Consider the following 17,946-nt stretch of genomic DNA (forward strand, 5'->3'; position numbering starts at 1 on the left):
AGGCCAAGCCGCGCGAGGCCGGGCGAGGCCGTGTCGGGTCGCGTCGCGTCGAGTCGCGTCAGGGCGGGTCGCGTCAGGCCGTCAGGCCGTGTCAGGTCAGAAAGCCCCGCAGCAGCGCCGCCGTCCCCGCGCAGTGTTCCCGCATCACCGCGCGCGCCGCGTCCGCGTCCCCGTCGAGCACCGCCTCCACCGCCGCGGTGTGCTGACGCTGCGAGTGCTCCAGATTGCGCACCAGGAGCGGAATGCAGTCGAGCAGATCGTTCACGGTCGCCCGGACGGCCGCGTACTGGGCTATGAGCGTCGGCGAGCCGGACAGCTCGGCGAACGTCAGATGGAACAGCGTGTCCTGGCGGCGGTATTCGGCCAGCGGGGCGTCACGGGTCGCCGTCAGCGCCGCCCGCAGCCGCCCGGCGCCCGCCGCGTCCAGGCCATGGGCCGCGCACAGCCCCGCCGCGCCCACCTCAAGGACCTCGCGGAACCGCAGCACGTCCTCCATGTCGACGGAGGCGATCCGGCGGCGCAGCTCGTGCTCGTCGGCCGTCCGGTCGCGGGTCCGTACGAACGTGCCGCCGTACCGCCCGCGTCTGCTCTCCACCAGCCCCTGCTCCTGGAGGACCTTCAGGACCTCGCGGAGCGTCACCCGGCTGATGCCCATCCGGTCCGCCAGCTCCCGCTCGGCCGGCAGCCGCTCCCCGGCGGGCACCAGGCCGAGCCGCACCACCTGGAGGATCTGTTCGAGGGCCTCCTCGAAACCGTTGCCCGCCCGCACCGGCCGCAGCACGGGCGTCAACCGGTCCGCCGATCCACTCGTACTGGCCATGTTGTCGTTTCTCCCTCTCCGATGCTTCCCAAGCAATGGTCTCGGCCCATACCTTATGGCTCCTTGGCAGGCCGAAGGAGGAGCAGTCCCGTGGCAGACCGCACACCCCCGCTCGCCGTCGAGGAGCTTCGGGCCCTCGTCGCGAACGGCGAGATCGACACCGTCGTCCTGGCCTTCCCCGACATGCAGGGACGCCTCCAGGGCAAGCGGTTCGCCGCCCCGTTCTTCCTCGACGAGGTACTCGGCCACGGCACCGAGGGCTGCGCCTACCTCCTCGCCGTCGACACCGAGATGAACACCGTCGACGGCTACGCGATGTCCTCCTGGGACCGCGGCTACGGCGACTTCGCGATGCACCCCGACCTCACCACCCTCCGCCGCCTCCCCTGGCACGACGCCACCGCCATGGTGACGGCGGACCTCGCCTGGCACGACGGCACCCCCGTCGCCGCCGCGCCCCGCCAGATCCTCCGCCGCCAGCTGGCCCGCCTCGCGGAACTCGGCCTCACCGCCCACGTCGGCACCGAACTCGAGTTCATCGTCTTCAAGGACGGCTACGAGCAGGCCTGGGACGCCGACTACCGGGGCCTCACCCCCGCCAACCAGTACAACATCGACTACTCCGTCCTCGGCACCGGCCGGATCGAGCCCCTCCTGCGCCGCATCCGCAACGGGATGACCGGCGCCGGGCTCACCGTCGAATCCGCCAAGGGCGAGTGCAACCCCGGCCAGCACGAGATCGCCTTCAGGTACGACGAAGCCCTCGTCACCTGCGACCAGCACGCCGTCTACAAGACCGGCGCCAAGGAGATCGCCGCCCAGGAGGGCCACTCCCTCACCTTCATGGCCAAGTACGACGAACGCGAGGGCAACTCCTGCCACGTCCACCTCTCCCTCCAGGACGCCGAGGGACGGAACGTGATGGCCGGGGATGAGCCGGGAGGCATGTCCGCGACCATGCGCCACTTCCTCGCCGGACAACTCGCCGCCCTCCGCGACTTCTCCCTCCTCTACGCCCCCAACATCAACTCCTACAAGCGGTTCCAGCCCGGCTCCTTCGCGCCCACCGCCGTCGCCTGGGGCCACGACAACCGCACCTGCGCGCTCCGCGTCGTCGGCCACGGCCGCTCCACCCGCTTCGAGAACCGGCTGCCCGGCGGCGACACCAACCCCTACCTCGCCGTCGCGGGCATGATCGCCGCCGGACTCCACGGCATCGAACAGCACCTCGAACTCCCGCCACCCTGCACCGGCAACGCCTACACCGGGGAGTACGCGCACGTCCCCCGCACCCTGCGCGAGGCCGCCGAACTCTGGGAGACCAGCGAACTCGCCAAGGCCGCCTTCGGCGACGAGGTCGTCGACCACTACCGCAACATGGCCCGCGTCGAGACCGAGGCCTTCGACGCCGCCGTCACCGACTGGGAACGCCGCCGCTCCTTCGAACGCCACTGACCCCGCCCCGCCGCACCGCTCCGGCCCCGCCGCTCCCGCCCCGAGCCTCCCCGCGTCACCGAGAGGAACGACGTGCTCCAGGTACTGAACCCGGCGACCGAGGAACCGGTCGCCACCGTCCACGCCACCACCCCCGCCGAAGTCGACGCCGCCGTCACCCGGGCCGCCGCCGCCCAACGCGGCTGGGCCGCCGCCGCCCCCGCCGACCGCGCCCGGCTCCTGCGCCGCTTCGCCTCCGTCGTCGACCGGCACGTCGAGGAACTCGCCCGCCTGGAAGTCGCCGAAGCCGGACACCTCATCGGCAACGCCCGCTGGGAAGCGGCCAACGTCCGCGACCTGCTCGACTACGCCGCCGGGGGAGTGGAACGCCTCACCGGACGCCAGATCCCCGTCCCCGGCGGCGTGGACGTCACCTTCCTCGAACCCCTCGGGGTCGTCGGCGTCATCGCCCCCTGGAACTTCCCCCTGCCCATCGCCGCCTGGGCCACCGCCCCCGCCCTCGGCGCGGGCAACGCCGTCCTCCTCAAACCCGCCGAGGCCACCCCCCTCACCGCCCTCCGCCTCGCCGAACTCGCCTTGGAGGCGGGCCTGCCCGAAGGCCTCTTCCAGGTCCTCCCCGGCCACGGCCCCGTCACCGGCCACGCCCTCGCAACCCACCCCGGCGTCGCCAAGATCGTCTTCACCGGCTCCACCAAGGTCGGCAAGTCCCTCATGGCCACCTGCGCCGGCCAGGTGAAACGGATCACCCTCGAACTCGGCGGCAAGAACCCCAACATCGTCTTCGCCGACGCCGACCTGGAGACCGCGGCGGCCACCGCCCCGATGTCCTTCCTCGACAACAGCGGCCAGGACTGCTGCGCCCGCACCCGCGTCCTCGTCCAGCGCAGCGCCTACGACCGCTTCCTCGCCCTCCTCGCCCCCGCGATCGAGGCGATCGTCGTCGGCGACCCCGCCGACGAACGCACCGGGATGGGCCCCCTCATCTCCCGCGCCCACCTCGACCGCGTCCGCTCCTACGTCCCCGACAGCCTCCCCGGCATCCGGGGCAAGGCCCCCGAGGGCCCCGGCTTCTGGTTCCCGCCGACCGTCCTCACCGAGGTCCCCGAAGACGCCCCCTGCGCCGTCGAGGAGGTCTTCGGACCCGTCGCCGTCGTCCTCCCCTTCGACGACGAGGCCGACGCGATCCGCCTCGCCAACGCCACCGAGTACGGCCTCTCCGGCTCGATCTGGACCCGGGACGTCGGCCGCGCCCTGCGCGTCTCCCGCGCGGTCAGGGCCGGTGCCCTCTCCGTCAACTCGCACTCCAGCGTCCGCTACTGGACCCCGTTCGGGGGCTTCGGGCAGTCCGGTCTCGGCCGCGAACTCGGCCCCGACGCCCTGACCGCCTTCACCGAGACCAAGAACGTCTTCATCAGCACGGAGGGCCCCGCACTGTGAGCAACGAGATCATCTGCCGCCGCCTCGTCGGCCGTACCGCCGTCGTCACCGGAGCAGGCAGCGGCATCGGCCTCGCCACCGCCCGCCGCCTCGCCTCCGAAGGCGCCCACGTCGTCTGCGGCGACATCGACGAGACCACCGGCAAGGCCGCCGCCGAAGAGGTCGGCGGCACCTTCGTCCAGGTCGACGTCACCGACCCCGAACAGGTCGAAACCCTCTTCAGGACCGCCTACGAGACCTACGGCTCCGTCGACATCGCCTTCAACAACGCCGGCATCTCGCCCCCCGACGACGACTCCATCCTGGAAACCGGCCTGGAAGCCTGGAAACGCGTCCAGGACGTCAACCTCACCTCCGTCTACCTCTGCTGCAAGGCGGCCCTGCCCTACATGCGCCGCCAGGGCAGGGGCTCCATCGTCAACACCGCCTCCTTCGTCGCGGTCATGGGAGCGGCCACCAGCCAGATCTCCTACACCGCCTCCAAGGGCGGCGTCCTCGCCATGTCCCGCGAACTGGGCGTCCAGTTCGCCCGCGAAGGCATCCGCGTCAACGCGCTCTGCCCCGGCCCGGTCAACACGCCCCTCCTGCGGGAACTGTTCGCCAAGGACCCCGAACGCGCCGCCCGCCGCCTCGTCCACATCCCTCTCGGCCGCTTCGCCGAGGCCGAGGAGATCGCCGCGGCCGTCGCCTTCCTCGCGAGCGACGACTCCTCCTTCGTCAACGCGAGCGACTTCCTCGTGGACGGAGGCATCTCGGGGGCGTACGTCACACCGCTCTAACCCCACCCGCCCCACCGGCCGCCGGACGACCCCCGGCGGCCGGACCCGTCAGAGGAACGTACGGCCCTCGCCCCGGTACGTCGGCACCGTCGCCACGACCCGGTCGCCCTCCACGAGGCGCAGACTGTCGAACCGCTCGCACAGCTCACCGGCCTTGGCGTGCCGGAACCACACCTTGTCGCCGATCCGCAGATCGTCGGCGGGCGAACCCAGCAGCGGCGTCTGCACCTCGCCCGGCCCCTCCTGCGGGTCGTACCGCAGCCCCTCCGGCAGATACGGCACCGGCAGCCGGTCCGCCCCCGCAGCCCCGGACGCCGGATAACCGCCCCCGAGCACCGTCACCACCCCGACCCCCGGACGCCGCACCACCGGCTGCGCGAAGAGCGCCGCGGGGCGCCCGCGGAACGAGCTGTAGTGATCGAAGAGACGCGGCACGAAAAGCCCCGAACCCGCCGCGACCTCCGTCACCGCCTCCTCGGCCACCGTGTGCTGCACACTGCCGGTGCCCCCGCCGTTCACGAACTCAAGCTCCGGCGCCACCGCCCGCACGGCCCGCACCGCCGCCGCCCGCCGCCCGGCCAGCTCCCGGCGCGCCGCCCCCTGCATCAGCCGGACCGCCCGCGACCGCAGCGGCCGGCCCTCGACCGCGTCCCCGACCCCCGCCACATGCCCCTCGTACGCCATGATCCCGACCAGCCGGAAACCGGGCCGCCGCGCCACCGAGCGGGCCAGCTCAGCCAGTTCGGCGGGCTCCCGCAGCGGCGAACGACGGGCCCCGATCCTGATCCGGCCGCCCAGCAGCCACAGCGCGGTGTCCAGCTCCAGACAGACCCGGACCTCCTCGGACCCGCCCGCCCGGGACGCGTCGATCAGATCCAGCTGCGCCACGTCGTCGACCATCACGGTCACGGCGGCGGCGAGCTTCGGATCACGCGCCAGCTCCGCGAACCCGCCCCGGTCCACCGACGGATACGCCAGCAGCACATCCTCGAAACCGGCACGGGCCAGCCAGATCGACTCGTCGAGCGTGAACGACATGACCCCCGCGAAACCCGGCCGCGCGAGCACCCGTTCAAGCAGCGCCCTGCACCGCACCGACTTGCTCGCCACCCGCACCGGCTTGCCCCCGGCACGCCGCACCAGATCCTCCGCGTTGGCGTCGAAAGCCTCCAGATCGACGATCGCCACCGGCGCGTCGAGATGGGCGGTGGCCCGGTCGTAGCGGGCCCGGTCGGCGGCACGGGGAGTCATGGCCCGAGCTTGCCAGACGGGTTTACGGGTGGGTAGCCCCTGGGTTCCCGCGCCAGGGGGAACAGCCCGTAGAGTGACGGGCATTGTCGACACGAGCGGGGGACGGGGATGACCGGCGAGCACCGCCCCACGCCCTCCCGCGTCACCGGCGCCCCGCTCCCCGTCCCGGGCCCGGCCGAACCCCCGGCCGACCCGGAGACCACCACCCGCCTCCGCGTCATCCGTCCCCAGGAACCGCCGAAGCCCCCGGAGCAGCCCAGGCCCGCCCCGGTCCCCACGCGCCCGGCCCTGCCCGCCCAGGGCGGCGCACCCGCCCCCACCGCCCTCGCCCCCGCAGCACCCGCCCCCCGGCCCACCCCGGTCCCCGGCCCCGTCCTGCCGGCCCGCCCGGTCCTTCCGTACGGCCAGGGGCCCGTCCCGTCCCGTACGACGGGCAGCGGACAGGCGGCGCCCATAGGGCACGGCGGACACGGCGAACACGGCGGACACCCGGCCTACGCGGGCCCGGCGGCACCCACGGATCACCCGGGCCACCCGAGTCACCCCGGCCACCCAAGTCACCCCGGTCACCTCACAGCCATCCCGACGGCCCCGCCCCCGGCCGAGCCCGTCCCGAAGCGGAAGACCGGGCGGACCCTCGGAGTCGCCGTCTGCGCCGTGCTCGGGATCGGGCTCATCGGCGGGGCGCTCGCCGGGACCTGGCTGGCCGCCGCCGAGCCCGGCGGTCCCGTCCTGCCCGCCGGGTACGCCGAGACCGAGGAGCTGTGGCACAACGCCCCCGTCGACACGCTCTTCCCCCGCACCCTCCCGGGCCCCGGCGCGGGACCCGGAGGCGCGGCGCGCACCTGGACCCGGATCGTCGTCGCCCCCGACGCCCCCTGCTCCTCCGCCACCCTCGCCAAGGGGCTGCTCGCCGTCCTCCGGCCGCTCGGCTGCGAGCGCGTGCTGCGCGCCACGTACACCGACGCCACCGCCAGCAGCGTGATCACCGTCGGTCTCGTCTTCACCCACGCCGAACCGGCCGGACAGCGCGCCCTCGGCCCCGGCCTCACCGGGCGCCTCGGCCGCGATGTCCCGCCCGCGCTCCCCGGCCCCGGCACCGTCGCCGCCCGCTTCGGCGCCGCGCAGCGCGCCAGCTGGTGGCTGCACGCCCCCGCCGACCTGCCCGTCGTGGTCACCGCCGTCTCCGGCTTCGCCGACGGCCGCCCCGTCGACCGCCCACAGCCCGCCGACGGGGCCATGGCCCGGGGCCGTACCGACGCCATCGCGCAGTCCGGTCTCGGTCACGAGGCCAAGGGCATCACCCTCCGCTTCGAGCTGCTGCTGCGGTCCGCCGCCACCCCGGCGGCGAAGGAGCCCGCCCGGTGACCCGAGCCCCCCGCCCCCGAAGGCCCGCCACCGGCCTCCCCACCACCGACTCGCCTGCCACGGAGCCCCTGGACTCCACCACCGGCCTCCCCGCCACCGGCCTCCCCACCACCGACTCGCCCGCCACCGAACTCCGGGGCTCCACCACCGGCCTCCCCGCCACGGAGCCCCGGGATCCCGCCACCGGCCTCCCCGCCACGGAGCCCCTGGACCCCGCCACCGGCCTCCCCGGTACCCGCCTCCGCACCCCCGCCGTCCGTACCCCCGCCGTCCGTTCCGCCGCGCCCGCGGTCCCTCCTCGTGCCCCCGTCCTCCGGCTCCGTCTTCCCGTGGTCGTCCTGCTCGCCGGTGCCTTCTCCGTCCTGCCCGTGCCGGTCACGCCCGCGCACGCCGACTCCATCCGGGCCCGGCAGTGGGGGCTCGAAGCGCTCCACACCCGCGAGGCCTGGCGTACCACCAAGGGCGAGGGGATCACCGTCGCCGTCCTCGACACCGGCGTCGACGCCGAGCACCCGGACCTGACCGGCTCGGTGCTGCCCGGCCACGACCTCGTCGGCTTCGGAGCCACCCGGGGCGACCGCGCCTGGGCCCGGCACGGCACCGCCATGGCCGGCATCATCGCGGGCCACGGACACGGACCCGGCGGCGAGGACGGCGTCCTCGGCATCGCCCCCGAGGTGAGGATCCTCCCCGTACGGGTCATCCTCGAAGGCACCGACAAGGCCCGCGAGAAGGCCCGCAAGACCCGGGGCACCGCCCTCGCCGAAGGCATCCGCTGGGCCGCCGACCACGGCGCCGACGTCATCAACCTCTCCCTGGGCGACGACTCCGAGTCCGCCCACCCCGACGCGGGCGAGGACGCGGCCGTGCAGTACGCCCTCGGCAAGGGCGTCCCGGTCGTCGCCTCCGCGGGCAACGGCGGCGAGAAGGGCGACCACGTCTCGTACCCGGCGGCCTACCCCGGCGTCATCGCCGTCGCCGCCGTCGACCGCTACGGCACCCACGCCTCCTTCTCCACCCGCCGCTGGTACGCCACCGTCAGCGCCCCCGGCGTCGACATCGCCATCGCCGACCCCGACCACCGCTACTACGAGGGCTGGGGCACCAGCGCCGCCGCCGCGTTCGTCTCCGGCTCCGTCGCACTCGTCCGCGCCGCCCACCCCGACCTCACCCCGGCGCAGATCAAACGGCTGCTCGTCGACACCGCCCGGAACCGGCCCAAGGGCGGCCGCAGCGACTCCAAGGGATACGGGACGGTCGACCCGGCCGCCGCCATCGCCGCCGCCGCGAAGACCGGGGGCGCCGACCCCAAGGCCGCCACCTCCGGCTACCGGGGCGAGTACTTCGGCCCCGGCCCGCTGCCCGCAGCCGAGGAACCCCGCCCCCTCGGCCTGCTCGCCCCGCTCGCCGGCGGCCTCGGCGTCCTCCTGCTCCTCACCGCCGCGCTGCTGCGCCGCACCGGCCGGAAGACCCGCTGAGCGCGGGACCCGGCTCCGGGCCCGCCCGGCCCCGCCGTTAGGCTCGGCCCGTGGAGCTCAAGAACATTCCGGACCCCGGATTCTCCGACGACGACGGCACCGCCGCCCCGGCGCTCACCGCGGCCCTCGCCGCCTGGGCCGAGGACAGAACCGCCCACGGCCCGGTCCTCGAAGCCCTGCGCGGAGCCCGCCTCCTGGTCCCCGTCGTCGCCGTCCTCGGCGAGGTCGAGACCGACGAGAACGGCCTCCGCCGCGAGAAGACCAGCGACATGGCCGTCCCCACCCTCACGGCGGGCGACCGGCGCGCCCTGCCCGCCTTCACCTCGACCGACTCGCTCGCCCTGTGGGACCCGGGAGCCCGGCCCGTCGCCGTCCCGCTCCACCAGGCACTCCAGGCGGTCGCGCACGAGAAGGCGGACACCCTCCTCCTGGACCTCTCGGGACCCGTGCCCTACGAGGTGACGGGACCGGCGCTGCTCGCGCTCGCCGAGGGCCGCTCCAGCACCTACCCGCTCGACGACCCCGCCGTGCGGGAAGCGGTCCGCGCCGCCGTCGCCGCCGAGCCCGCCGTGCTCCGCGCCCACCTGGGACCGGGCGAAGCCGACGGCACGCTCGCCCTCATCCTCGCCGGGGACGCCTCGCCCGCCGAGGCCGCCCAGCGGGTCGCCCGCACCCTGGCGGCCGACGAGACGCTGAGGGCCCGCCTGGTGCGCGGCCTCGACCTGGCACTCCTGCCCGCCTCGGCCACCCCGCCGGGCGAGCCCTTCTACGTCAAGGGGCCGCGGACGCCCTGAGGCCTTCCGCGGTCGTGGGCCGCGAGCCTCCAGCCCAGACACGCCGAGGGGCCGGAGACGTCCTGAGACGTCTCCGGCCCCTCGGCATGGAAGGCGGCCGACTAGCCGTACACCGGCCCCGTGTACTTCTCGCCCGGTCCCTGGCCCGGCTCGTCCGGGATCAGGGACGCCTCGCGGAAGGCGAGCTGGAGGGACTTCAGACCGTCCCGCAGGGGAGCGGCGTGGAAGGACGAGACCTCCGTGGCTCCGGCGTCGAGAAGACCCGCGAGGGCGTGCACCAGCTTGCGGGCCTCGTCGAGGTCCTTGTGCTTGTCGCCGTCCTCGGTGAGCCCGAGCTTCACCGCGGCGGCGCTCATCAGGTTGACGGCGACGGTCACGATGACCTCCACCGCGGGGACCTCCGCGATGTCACGGGTCATGGCTGCGAAGTCGGGGGACTCCGAGGATGGGTTCTGGGGCGTCTCGCTCATGCCTCATACGATAGGGCGGTCCTCGGTTAGCGGAGACCGCCGGGTCCTGCTAACCTTGTGTAACGACCGGCCGGACACATGCGTGCCCGGCCCACAAGTGGAGGCTCCGAACTCCCACCTGACCACCCTCACGGGTGGCGGGTCACCGGTCAGGTGGCGCCCATCGTTCCGTACGGACGATGGAGCCGCCCGATGTGCGCCCCGCGGTTGATCGCGGCGGTGCTCCGGTTTTCCATGGAGCCCCGCCTGTGTCCCGTCCGGGGCGTTTTTTCATGTACCGGCGCGGTTGGTCTCAGAAACTGAGTTGCGTGTCCGTCCGCCAGGCGGTCGCGTGGTGCTACCGAGGAGGATCCATCAGCGCCGAGCCCCGCATCAACGACAGGATTCGCGTTCCCGAGGTGCGACTTGTCGGACCCAGCGGCGAGCAGGTCGGGATTGTTCCGCTTGCCAAGGCCCTGGAGCTCGCACAGGAGTACGACCTCGATCTGGTCGAGGTCGCGGCGAACGCCCGTCCGCCCGTGTGCAAGCTCATGGACTACGGGAAGTTCAAGTACGAGTCGGCCATGAAGGCCCGTGAGGCGCGCAAGAACCAGGCGCACACGGTCATCAAGGAGATGAAGCTCCGGCCGAAGATCGACCCGCACGACTACGACACCAAGAAGGGTCACGTCGTCCGGTTCCTCAAGCAGGGCGACAAGGTCAAGATCACGATCATGTTCCGTGGTCGTGAGCAGTCCCGCCCCGAGCTTGGATTCCGGCTGCTTCAGCGGCTGGCGTCGGACGTCGAGGAGCTTGGCTTCATCGAGTCCAACCCGAAGCAGGACGGCCGGAACATGATCATGGTTCTCGGTCCGCACAAGAAGAAGACCGAGGCCATGGCCGAGGCGCGTGAGGCCCAGGCCGCACGCAAGGCAGAGCGTCAGGGCGCCGCCCCCGAGGAGACCCCCGCCGCCGAAGCCCCGGCCGAGACCGAGACTTCGGTCGAGACCGAGACCGAGACCCCCGAGGCGTGATCCGAGGGGCTGCCAACCAGGCCGCCCCGGGCCCCGCCCGGACCCACCACACGAAGAATTGACGCTCCCGGCAGCCCGGTGCCCGCACCGGGGGGAGCGCCACTGACGAGGAGATACGGCGCGATGCCGAAGAACAAGACGCACTCTGGTGCCAAGAAGCGCTTCAAGGTGACCGGCTCCGGCAAGATCCTGCGCGAGCGCGCCGGCAAGCGCCACCTGCTCGAGCACAAGTCGTCCAAGCTGACGCGTCGCCTCACCGGCAACGCCGAGATGGCCCCGGGTGACGCCGCCAAGATCAAGAAGATGCTGGGCATCTGAGTCTGATCTCCCGCCCTCCCCGCCGAGGGCATCCGGCCGAGACCGGGTTCCATCCGTTTTTCGGGTCGCGTGAGGACCACCGCGACCCCGCTACAAGGAGTTAACAAGTGGCACGCGTCAAGCGGGCAGTCAACGCCCACAAGAAGCGCCGGGCGATCCTCGAGCAGGCCTCCGGCTACCGCGGTCAGCGCTCGCGCCTGTACCGCAAGGCCAAGGAGCAGGTCACCCACTCGCTGGTCTACAACTACAACGACCGCAAGAAGCGCAAGGGCGACTTCCGTCAGCTGTGGATCCAGCGCATCAACGCCGCTGCCCGCCTGAACGGCATGACGTACAACCGCCTCATCCAGGGTCTGAAGGCCGCCAACGTCGAGGTGGACCGCAAGATCCTCGCCGAGCTGGCCGTCAACGACAGCAACGCGTTCGCCGCGCTGGTCGAGGTCGCGCAGAAGGCCCTCCCGGCCGACGTCAACGCCCCGAAGGCCGCCGCCTGATCTTCCAGGCCGCAGTACTTCCGCCCGGACCCGCAGCCGCACACGCGACTGCGGGTCCGGGTGCTTCCGCCCCTTGAGACGCCACCCCGCACCTCAAGGGCCCCGGGCCCACCGCACCACCGGGGACCCCGCACCCGCGGGCCCTCCGTACCGCGAAGGCACCCGCCCCTCCGGCCCCGGGGCTCACCCGCCCGGCCCGCCCCGCCCGCCCGGCCCCCAGCCGTCCGGCCCCGAAGAGAGAACCGCGCACCCCATGGTCACCCCCGAGCTGATCTCCCCGCGTTCCCCGCGCGTCGTCGCCGCCCGGCGGCTCGCCAAGCGCAACTTCCGGGGCAAGGACCGCCTCTTCATCGCCGAAGGCCCGCAGGCCGTCCGCGAGGCCGTCGCGCACCGGGGCCCCGGCGGAGAGCCCACCCTCGTCGAACTCTTCACCACCGTCGAGGCCGCCGAACGCCACAGCGCCATCGTCGACGCCGCCCACGCCGCCGGAGCCCGCGTCCACCACGCCTCCGACGACGTCCTCGCCGAGGTCTCCCAGACCGTCACGCCCCAGGGCCTCGTCGGCGTCTGCCGCTTCCTCGACTCCCCGTTCGAGGACATCGTCGCCGCCCGGCCCAAGCTGGTCGCCGTCCTCGCCCACGTACGCGACCCCGGGAACGCCGGCACGGTCCTGCGCTGCGCCGACGCCGCCGGAGCCGACGCCGTCGTCCTCACCGACGCCTCCGTCGACCTCTACAACCCCAAGTCCGTCCGCGCCTCCGTCGGCTCCCTGTTCCACCTCCCGGTCGCCATCGGCGTCCCCGTCGAACAGGCCGTCGCCGGACTCAAGGGCGCCGGTGTCCGGATCCTCGCCGCCGACGGCGCGGGACAGGACGACCTCGACGACGAACTCGACGCCGGCACCATGGGCGGCCCCACCGCCTGGATCTTCGGAAACGAGGCCTGGGGCCTCCCCGAGGAGACCCGGGCCCTCGCCGACGCCGTCGTCCGCGTCCCCATCCACGGCAAGGCCGAAAGCCTCAACCTCGCCACCGCCGCCGCCGTCTGCCTCTACGCCTCCGCCCGCGCCCAGCGCCCCCGAACCTCCCCCTGAGGGGTCCATTCCGCCTCCCTCGCCCAGTAGAGTGACGGTCTCGGGGGCCCACTGCGCTACACGGAGGGGTGGGGATACGGGGATGACGGTCGGCACGGACAGTCCCGCACAGGCACGGAGCGTCACGCCGCACGCCCCGGAACAGGGCGCCCCGCCGCCCGCACCGGAACCGCCGGACCCGAGGGCCGAGCGCCCCCCCGGCCCCGCCGACTTCCACGGCGTCCACCCCGACGACCTGCCCGACGGTCTCGTCGTCGCCGACGAGACCGGCCGGGTCGTCTGCTTCAACGCGGCCGCCGCCCGCATCACCGCCGTCCCCGCCGGACGCGCCCTCGGCCTCCCCCTCGACCGGGCCCTGCCCCTCGAAGACCTCAAGGGCCACCGCTGGTGGACCCTGACCGACCCCTACGGGGGACTCGCCACCCGACGCGGCCAGCCCGAGCGCAACCTCCTGCTGCCCGGCGGCCGCGAGGTCCTCGTCTCCGCCCGCTACCTCCGCGAGCACCCCACCGGACCCGTCCGCCGCGTCGTCGTCTCGCTGCGCGGCACCGAGGCCCGCCGCCGCACCGAACGCAGCCACGCCGAACTCATCGCCACCGTCGCCCACGAACTGCGCTCCCCGCTCACCTCCGTCAAGGGCTTCACCGCCACCCTCCTCGGCAAGTGGGAACGGTTCAGCGACGACCAGAAACGCCTGATGCTGGAGACCGTCGACGCCGACGCCGGACGCATCAAACGGCTCATCGCCGAACTCCTCGACATCTCCCGGATCGACTCCGGCCGCCTGGAAGTACGCCGCCAGCCCGTCGACATCGCCGCCGCCGTCGGCCGGCACGTCCAGGCCCACACCGCCGCGGGCCAGTCCCCCGACCGCTTCTTCGTCCGGATCAGGCCCGAGCTGCCCCCGCTCTGGGCCGACCCCGACAAGATCGACCAGATCCTCGGCAACCTCCTGGAAAACGCGGTGCGCCACGGCGAGGGAACCGTCACCATCGAGGTGGCACCCGCCACGACGCACACCGGCGGGCAGTCCGACGGATCGCCCGGCGGAGAAGAGGGGACGGAGGTCACCGTGAGCGACGAAGGACCCGGCATCCCCGAGGAATCCATGAACCGCGTCTTCACCCGCTTCTGGCGGGGCAGCAAGCGCGGCGGCACCGGACTCGGCCTCTACATCGTCAAGGGCGTCGTCGAAGCCCACGGCGGCACCATCAGCGTCGGAAGAGGCCCCGGAGGCGGCGCCGAGTTCCGATTTATCCTGCCCGTCGGCACCCCGGCCCACCTCGTCTGACGCCATCCGACGAGATCAGGAGCCGCCCGGTCCGCCCACGGGCTCATTCGCGTTCCCCCACCCCGTTAGACTCGTCCTTTGGCACGTTTGCGCCCTTGACGTCGAGCGGGGCCGCCCAGCCAGCCAACGGAAGCACGGGAAGAGATGTCCGCACCCAATAAGTCGTACGACCCGGTTGAGGTCGAGGCACTGAAACCGGAAGAGATCGAGCGCATGCGGGACGAGGCGCTCGCCGCCTTCGCGGCCGCGGGCGACCTCGACGAACTCGCGCAGGCGAAGACCGCGCACACCGGCGGCACCTCGCCGCTGGCGCTCGCCAACCGCGAGATCGGCGCCCTGCCCCCGCAGGCCAAGGCCGCCGCCGGAAAACTCGTGGGCCAGGCCCGCGGCACCGTCTCCAAGGCGCTCGCCGCCCGCCAGACCGAGCTGGAGGCCGAGCGCGACGCGCGCGTCCTCGTCGAGGAGGCCGTCGACGTCACCCTGCCGTACGACCGCGTCCCGGCCGGCGCCCGCCACCCCCTCACCACCCTCATGGAACGCGTCTCCGACGTCTTCGTCTCCATGGGGTACGAGATCGCCGAAGGCCCCGAGGTCGAGGCCGAGTGGTTCAACTTCGACGCCCTCAACTTCGTACCGGACCACCCGGCCCGCCAGACCCAGGACACCTTCTTCGTCCAGGGCCCCGAAGGCACCACCGGCGACGAGTCCGGCGTCGTGCTGCGCACCCACACCTCCCCGGTGCAGGCCCGCACGCTCATCGACCGGGAACCCCCGGTCTACGTCGTCTGCCCCGGCCGCGTCTACCGCACCGACGAACTCGACGCCACGCACACCCCGGTCTTCCACCAGATCGAGCTGCTCGCCGTCGACGAGGGCCTCACCATGGCCGACCTCAAGGGCACCCTCGACCACATGGTCCAGGCGCTCTTCGGCTCGGACATGAAGACCCGGCTGCGCCCCAACTTCTTCCCGTTCACCGAGCCGTCCGCCGAGATGGACATGCTCTGCTACGTCTGCCGCGGCGAGTCCGTCGGCAACCCCGACCGGCCCTGCCGCACCTGCGGCAGCGAAGGCTGGATCGAACTCGGCGGCTGCGGCATGGTCAACCCCAAGGTGCTCGTCGCCTGCGGAGTGGACCCCGAGAAGTACAGCGGATTCGCCTTCGGGTTCGGCATCGAGCGGATGCTGATGTTCCGCCACAACGTGGAAGACATGCGAGACATGGTCGAGGGTGACGTCCGGTTCACCCGGCCGTTCGGGATGGAGATCTGATGCGGGTCCCGCTTTCTTGGCTGCGGGAGTACGTCGACCTGCCGGCGACGGAGACCGGCCGCGACGTACAGGCCAAACTCATTTCGGCCGGCCTTGAGGTCGAGACCGTCGAACAGCTCGGCGCGGGCCTCACCGGCCCCCTGGCGGTCGGCAAGGTCCTCACCATCGAGGAACTGACGGAGTTCAAGAAGCCCATCCGCTTCTGCACCGTCGACGTCGGCCAGGCCAACGGCACCGGCGAGCCCCAGGAGATCATCTGCGGCGCCCGGAACTTCGCCGTCGGCGACAAGGTCGTCGTGGCCCTGCCCGGCGCCGTCCTCCCCGGTGACTTCCGCATCGCCGAGCGCAAGACGTACGGCCGCGTCTCCCGGGGCATGATCTGCTCCGGCGACGAACTCGGCATGGGCGACGACGGCACGCACGGCATCATCGTGCTCCCCCCGGAGCACGAGATCGGCAGCGACGCCACCGTCCTCCTGGAGCTGTACGACGAGGTCCTCGACATCGCCGTCACCCCGGACCGCGGCTACTGCCTCTCGATGCGCGGCGTCGCCCGCGAGGCCGCCACCGCCTACGGGCTCCCGCTGCGCGACCCGGCCCTCCTCGACGTGCCCGCGCCCAACTCGTACGGCTACCCGGTCCGGATCTCCGACCCCTTCGGCTGCGACCGCTTCACCGCGCGCACCGTCGTCGGTCTCGACCCCGAGGCCCGCTCCCCGATCTGGCTCCAGCGCCGCCTCCAGAAGGCCGGCATGCGCCCGATCTCGCTCGCCGTCGACATCACGAACTACGTGATGCTCGAACTCGGCCAGCCGCTGCACGCCTACGACCGCAGCCGCATCGACGGCCCCATCGGGGTCCGCCGCGCCGAAGCAGGGGAGAAGATCACCACCCTCGACGGCACCGTGCGCGTCCTGGACGCCGCCGACCTCGTCATCACCGACAACCGCGGCCCCATCGGCATCGCGGGCGTCATGGGCGGCGCCAACACCGAGGTCGCCGACCCCGAGACCGACCCCGAGACCGGCGTCGTCACCGGCACCTCCGAGGTCGTCATCGAGGCCGCGCACTTCGACGCGATCTCCATCGCCCGCACGGCCCGCCGCCACAAGCTGTCCTCCGAGGCGTCCAAGCGCTTCGAGCGCGGCGTCGACCCGCAGGCAGCGGCCGCCGCCGCCCAGCGCACCGTCGACCTGCTCGTGCTCCTCGCGGGCGGCACCGCCGAGGCCGGCGTCACCGAGATCAGCGCCCCGTCCGCACCGCGCACCATCACCCTCCCGGCGAACCACCCGGACAAGGTCGCGGGCGTCGAGTACGGCCGCGAGACCGTCGTCCGCCGCCTCCAGGAGGTCGGCTGCGACGTCTACGGCCAGGACGAGCTGGTCGTCACCGTCCCCTCGTGGCGCCCCGACCTCAACGAGCCGAACGACCTCGCCGAAGAGGTCATCCGCCTCGAAGGCTACGAGAACCTGCCCTCCACGCTGCCGAGGCCCCCGGCGGGCCGCGGCCTCACCGCCCGCCAGCGCGTCCACCGCCGGGTGGGCCGCGCCCTCGCCGGCGCGGGCTACGTCGAGGCGCCGAACTACCCCTTCATCGGCGAGCAGCTCCTCGACCAGCTCGGCCTCGACGCGGACGACGACCGCCGCCGGGTCGTCACCCTGGTCAACCCGCTCTCCGACGAGGAGCCCGCGCTCCGTACGACGCTGCTCCCGGGCCTGCTCGGCGCGCTCCGCCGCAACGACAGCCGGGGCAGCCACGACCTGGCGCTCTTCGAGACCGGACTGGTCTTCCGCCCCGAGGGCGAGCCCGGCATCGCCGTCCGGCTCCCCGTCGACCGGCGGCCCAGCGACGAGGAGATCGCCGGAGTCGACGCCGTGCTGCCCGCGCAGCCCCGGCACGCCGCCGTCGTCCTCGCCGGTGCCCGCGAGCAGGCCGGCTGGTGGGGCAAGGGCCGCCCGTCCGACTGGGCCGACGCGATCGAGGCGGCCAGGACCGTGGCCGCCGAGGCCGGGGTCGAGCTGATCATCAGCGCCGACCAGCACGCCCCCTGGCACCCGGGCCGCTGCGCCGCCTTCCACGTCGAGACCGACGGCGAGAAGATCCTCGTCGGCCACGCGGGCGAACTCCACCCGCGCGTCGTCAAGGCCTACGGCCTGCCGGCCCGCAGCTGCGCCATGGAGCTCGACCTGGACCTGCTGGAGAAGGCGAACGAGGGACCCGTCCAGGCCCCCCGTATCTCCACCTTCCCGGTCGCCACCCAGGACGTCGCCCTGGTCGTCGCCGCCGACGTCCCGGCCGCCTCCGTCGAGGCAGCCCTCCGCGAGGGTGCCGGCGAACTCCTTGAGTCCGTCCGGCTCTTCGACGTCTACACCGGAGACCAGCTCGACGAGGGCACCAAGTCCCTGGCGTACGCCCTGAAGTTCCGCGCCCCGGACCGCACCCTCACCGTCGAGGAAGCCACCGCGGCCCGCGACGCGGCCGTCGCCCTGGCGACGACCCGCACGGGCGCCACCCTCCGCGGCGCCTGACCCCGAGCGACACCCCCGCAAGGGCCGCCCCGAAACCTCGGGGCGGCCTTTCGCCGTTCCCACCCATCCTCCAGTTCCGAACGCG

General features: G+C 73.2%; 16 protein-coding genes. 13 read left to right on the forward strand and 3 right to left on the reverse strand.

What is annotated here, in order from left to right; genetic code table 11:
* Positions 1-91 precede the first annotated feature (91 nt).
* Positions 92-820 (reverse strand): FadR/GntR family transcriptional regulator, encoded by a 729-nt coding sequence (locus tag BU197_RS28830; RefSeq protein WP_188271263.1) that lies wholly within the window; start codon positions 818-820, stop codon positions 92-94.
* Positions 821-910: 90 nt separating this feature from the next.
* Here BU197_RS28830 and BU197_RS28835 point away from each other — a divergent pair, with 90 nt between their 5' ends.
* From BU197_RS28835 to BU197_RS28845, 3 genes are all read left to right on the forward strand, one after another.
* Positions 911-2,275 carry a glutamine synthetase family protein gene (locus BU197_RS28835; RefSeq protein ID WP_188271264.1) on the forward strand — a complete coding sequence of 455 codons (1,365 nt, stop codon included), beginning with the start codon at positions 911-913 and terminating at the stop codon, positions 2,273-2,275.
* Positions 2,276-2,347: 72 nt separating this feature from the next.
* A complete protein-coding gene (locus BU197_RS28840) occupies positions 2,348-3,712 on the forward strand; it encodes an aldehyde dehydrogenase family protein (protein ID WP_188271265.1) in 1,365 nt (454 codons plus the stop codon).
* Positions 3,709-4,491, forward strand: coding sequence for a 3-oxoacyl-ACP reductase (locus BU197_RS28845; protein WP_188271266.1), 783 nt, complete (start codon positions 3,709-3,711; stop codon positions 4,489-4,491). Before BU197_RS28840 ends, BU197_RS28845 begins: the two co-directional genes overlap by 4 nt.
* A gap of 48 nt (positions 4,492-4,539) precedes the next feature.
* Here the strand turns inward: BU197_RS28845 and BU197_RS28850 are convergent, their stop codons facing one another.
* A complete protein-coding gene (locus tag BU197_RS28850; protein ID WP_188271267.1) occupies positions 4,540-5,742 on the reverse strand; it encodes an amino acid deaminase/aldolase in 1,203 nt (400 codons plus the stop codon).
* Positions 5,743-5,850: 108 nt separating this feature from the next.
* On the opposite strand from BU197_RS28850, the gene BU197_RS28855 reads away from it, so the two are divergent.
* The 3 genes from BU197_RS28855 (at position 5,851) to BU197_RS28865 (ending at position 9,382) form a co-directional block, all read left to right on the forward strand.
* Positions 5,851-7,110: a hypothetical protein gene (locus BU197_RS28855; RefSeq protein ID WP_188271268.1), complete on the forward strand. Its 1,260-nt coding sequence runs from the start codon at positions 5,851-5,853 to the stop codon at positions 7,108-7,110.
* Positions 7,111-7,439: 329 nt separating this feature from the next.
* The gene (gene mycP, locus BU197_RS28860; RefSeq protein WP_188271315.1) at positions 7,440-8,588 is read left to right on the forward strand and encodes a type VII secretion-associated serine protease mycosin; all 1,149 of its coding nucleotides are present in this window, start codon (positions 7,440-7,442) and stop codon (positions 8,586-8,588) included.
* 50 nt (positions 8,589-8,638) lie between these two features.
* A complete protein-coding gene (locus tag BU197_RS28865) occupies positions 8,639-9,382 on the forward strand; it encodes an SseB family protein (protein ID WP_188271269.1) in 744 nt (247 codons plus the stop codon).
* A 101-nt stretch (positions 9,383-9,483) separates the two neighbouring features.
* On the opposite strand, the gene BU197_RS28870 is transcribed toward BU197_RS28865, so the two are convergent.
* Positions 9,484-9,852 carry a DUF1844 domain-containing protein gene (locus tag BU197_RS28870; RefSeq protein ID WP_188271270.1) on the reverse strand — a complete coding sequence of 123 codons (369 nt, stop codon included), beginning with the start codon at positions 9,850-9,852 and terminating at the stop codon, positions 9,484-9,486.
* Positions 9,853-10,124: 272 nt separating this feature from the next.
* Between BU197_RS28870 and infC the strand changes: the two genes are divergently transcribed.
* The 7 genes from infC to pheT all read left to right on the forward strand — a co-directional run bounded on the left by infC (position 10,125) and on the right by pheT (position 17,861).
* The gene (gene infC / locus BU197_RS28875; protein WP_188271271.1) at positions 10,125-10,865 is read left to right on the forward strand and encodes a translation initiation factor IF-3; all 741 of its coding nucleotides are present in this window, start codon (positions 10,125-10,127) and stop codon (positions 10,863-10,865) included.
* 123 nt (positions 10,866-10,988) lie between these two features.
* Positions 10,989-11,183 carry a 50S ribosomal protein L35 gene (gene rpmI / locus BU197_RS28880; RefSeq protein ID WP_015032399.1) on the forward strand — a complete coding sequence of 65 codons (195 nt, stop codon included), beginning with the start codon at positions 10,989-10,991 and terminating at the stop codon, positions 11,181-11,183.
* Between the two features lie 107 nt (positions 11,184-11,290).
* Complete coding sequence (gene rplT / locus BU197_RS28885; RefSeq protein ID WP_188271272.1) at positions 11,291-11,677, forward strand: 50S ribosomal protein L20; 387 nt, start codon at positions 11,291-11,293, stop codon at positions 11,675-11,677.
* Positions 11,678-11,930: 253 nt separating this feature from the next.
* On the forward strand, positions 11,931-12,770 hold the full coding sequence (locus BU197_RS28890; RefSeq protein ID WP_188271273.1) for a TrmH family RNA methyltransferase: 840 nt from the start codon (positions 11,931-11,933) through the stop codon (positions 12,768-12,770).
* An 82-nt stretch (positions 12,771-12,852) separates the two neighbouring features.
* Positions 12,853-14,061 carry a PAS domain-containing sensor histidine kinase gene (locus BU197_RS28895; protein ID WP_188271274.1) on the forward strand — a complete coding sequence of 403 codons (1,209 nt, stop codon included), beginning with the start codon at positions 12,853-12,855 and terminating at the stop codon, positions 14,059-14,061.
* Between the two features lie 144 nt (positions 14,062-14,205).
* Positions 14,206-15,333, forward strand: a complete 1,128-nt coding sequence (gene pheS, locus BU197_RS28900; RefSeq protein WP_188271275.1) for a phenylalanine--tRNA ligase subunit alpha — start codon at positions 14,206-14,208, stop codon at positions 15,331-15,333.
* Complete coding sequence (gene pheT, locus BU197_RS28905; RefSeq protein ID WP_188271276.1) at positions 15,333-17,861, forward strand: phenylalanine--tRNA ligase subunit beta; 2,529 nt, start codon at positions 15,333-15,335, stop codon at positions 17,859-17,861. The genes pheS and pheT overlap by 1 nt, the downstream gene beginning before the upstream one ends.
* Positions 17,862-17,946: the final 85 nt, after the last annotated feature.

The organism is Streptomyces sp. CBMA291 (assembly GCF_014596525.1).
GTDB lineage: Bacteria > Actinomycetota > Actinomycetes > Streptomycetales > Streptomycetaceae > Streptomyces.